This is a genomic window from Vibrio sp. V43_P6S15P86, assembly GCF_009904725.1.
Lineage (GTDB): Bacteria > Pseudomonadota > Gammaproteobacteria > Enterobacterales > Vibrionaceae > Vibrio > Vibrio diabolicus.
Genome location: NZ_WXWT01000082.1, coordinates 1 through 2,704 on the forward strand (window position 1 = coordinate 1; position 2,704 = coordinate 2,704).

Here is a 2,704-nt window from a genome sequence, read left to right on the forward strand (position 1 = left end):
GTAGTGGAAGGCTACTCCCTTAAACGAGCTGAATTGTAACTAATAAATACAATTAATATCAAATGTTAAATAAATAAGTTGAAATAAGAAAAAATTGGACTGAGAGTTTGTGTGCGGTTTTTTCCAACTAGCAATGCGGCAGAACTGATTTAGGACAACCTGACAAATTGCATTGAGACTAATTCATCTAATGTGGCTAAAACCAGCATCTTTACGCTTCCTCCAAAGATATGTTTTTCAGTGCTTTATCTAAGGTCGGTCTTGATACACCAAAATGTTTTGCTACTTCAGTTTTGGTGATTGAATCGCTATGTAGCATACCAGCAGCTAATCTCACATATCTGTCTTAGACATACTTGGCTTTCTACCTACATTTTCCCCGCGCCTTTTGGCTGCGGTTAAGCACGCCTTGGTTCTTTCGCGAATCAGGGAGCGTTCAAATTGCTCGATAGCACCGAAAATGTGAAAGATCAGCTCTCCAACAGGGCTTGAAGCTCTTGGTCATCTGTTGAGACACGAGCATAGCCAATTTTCATAGAGCGCAGCTCCCTATGAGTTGTAAAACAAAGCAACAGTTACTTTACATCTGATTATTTACATATCGTTTTACACCATCGTCAAGGCTTATCGTTTATTTTGAGTGTTTTAAGGAATGTAAATAAATTGACCAGTTTGTTTGCACTCTCTACCGTGAGTTAGATCGCTACGCTAACAATACTAATTCAATTTCTCACGCTTTTTGAAGGCTAAAATATTGTCTTGAGATCCCATGTCTTGCACATCAATAATTACTTCAACATGCTTGTTTTCTTCAGGTATGTCATTCCACATGGCAACATTCATTTGATGCATTCTTGCGGCTTGAGACTTTAAAAGTTCTTTGTAATGAGTAAGTCTTCCATCTTTCTGCTCTAACTCTGCTTTGAGTTTTTTTACTTCCTCTTTAGCTTTTTCTAAATCCTCTCTAGCTTTGATATAAATCGGGTGAGCACGCACAACTTCACCTGACACATCGCTCGATCCATGAATACGCTCTGCTTCTGCGCCTTCAATCATTTTTTTTGTTTCGGGATAACGCTTTGCTGCACCATTAGATAGCCCAGCCTCTTTTTCAACATTAGCAACAACAATCTTGAGTTTGTTGGCACTTAGTTTTCGCTTCAACTCCCTGTGGGTCGGCTGTTTGTCAATAAGGCGCTTCAGAGCTTCTCTCAACTGCTTTTCTGTTGAGCTTAATTCCGTTCTATCTGTCATGTCTTACGCCACCATTATCGTGTTTATAACTAAACTCCGCACATCTTCTGCAAACTCATACTTATCATGGTCGAATCCCAAATCATCCATGATCGCCTCTGCCGCTTTTACCTGCATAAAGTATTTAGTTGCGGCACTAGAGTTCAATTCACCGCATTCTTTTAGAAACTCAATATTTCTCATCGCATCCATGCGAGAAGATTCGGCATAAACAGCGTTTTCAATAAAATCGTATTCGCAGTCCACACACTCACTTAAATCAATATTGATGCGCATTGAACATTGAGTGTTGGTGCAATACATACCAGGAGCAACGGCATGTAAGTGCGACTTACCGTTAGTTAACTGGTCTATCCAATAATCAATTGATAACTTGCGTTTGTTGACCCCATTTTCAAAATAGCTTTCACCTTCACGACTGATTTCAGAAACTATTGCTTGACCTTTACCACCTGCAATCCGTTCACCGTTCGCCATTTTTTGATATATACGAGAAAAAATTTCAGCCTTTTGAGTGATCCGCTCTTTTCTAATTTCACTGTAAAGCAGTTCAAATGAATGGGCATTACGGGCATACCATCTCGTCATCGCCATCGAAAGATGTGACAACTGTTGCTTCAAAGCAGGGAAAGAGCATAGCTCATAACCAATTAGGTAATAAGCAAGTGAGCGTCTTGCCTGATGTGGCGTGAAGTGAAACTTATCTCCCTGTTTAAAGGACTTCTGGGCTGGGTCTGAGGCTTGTAAATAGCCTATATCTTCAACCGTCAGAATAAAATCAAACTTGTCTTCATTAAAATTATCTTTGATTGATTTACCTAGCGCGTCCTTTTTTACAGGCTTGAAATATTGATTGTTAGCCAAATTTGCAAACATTCGATGTCTGTCATTTTCTGCAAACCTGTTTCGATAAGGCGTATGAATGGAATTTAACACATGAAATGCTTTCCAACCCATTTCGGTGGTAACAAAGGTGTCGTTTTTAGTTTGGCTGTTTTGAGTAATTTTTGATTGGCGTGTACTTAAAAAGTAAATAGTTTCATTACCAGTATCGGATTCACAGCCATTTTTATCGAACATCATTTTTTGCGCCCCATAGACAGGACTAATTTTGTACAACTCGTCTACACGCATCCCTGATAGCGCTAAACATAACCACGAGGCTTTTGCGCTCAAACCGACCAAATACCTTTTAAAATCACTCCACCCATAACAAGTGTCACCAATCCATACTTTGAAGTTCTTAATTACACTTTGACGTGGCTCAATAAAGGTTTCAAGCGAGATGAATATTTTCATCCATCGTGGATCTTCACCTTTATCAGCCAAGGCAACCCCTTCATTGTCGAGCGCTTGGGTAAATCGTTCCCATGTTTTTCGATACCCTTTAATAGGTGAATAACTATATCCATTTCTTATTTTCAAAGTTCTATTTATTACTTCATTATCA

3 protein-coding genes are annotated in these 2,704 nt (G+C 39.1%); all 3 read right to left on the bottom strand.

The genetic code is table 11. From position 1 onward, the window contains the following. Positions 1–333 precede the first annotated feature (333 nt). A complete protein-coding gene (locus CAG69_RS22745; RefSeq protein ID WP_246540946.1) occupies positions 334–474 on the bottom strand; it encodes a recombinase family protein in 141 nt (46 codons plus the stop codon). Positions 475–717: 243 nt separating this feature from the next. Further along, entirely contained in the window at positions 718–1,254 is a 537-nt protein-coding gene (locus CAG69_RS03605) for a hypothetical protein (protein ID WP_029825909.1), read from the bottom strand. A gap of 3 nt (positions 1,255–1,257) precedes the next feature. Next, positions 1,258–2,704 (bottom strand): phage integrase family protein (locus CAG69_RS03610; RefSeq protein ID WP_161442768.1); only part of this gene is annotated, 1,447 nt, incomplete at its 5' end.

Bases quoted from the DNA above. Each gene is read 5' to 3' on its own strand.
- CAG69_RS03605 (WP_029825909.1), bottom strand. From the start codon at position 1,254: ATGACAGATAGAACGGAATTAAGCTCAACAGAAAAGCAGTTGAGAGAA.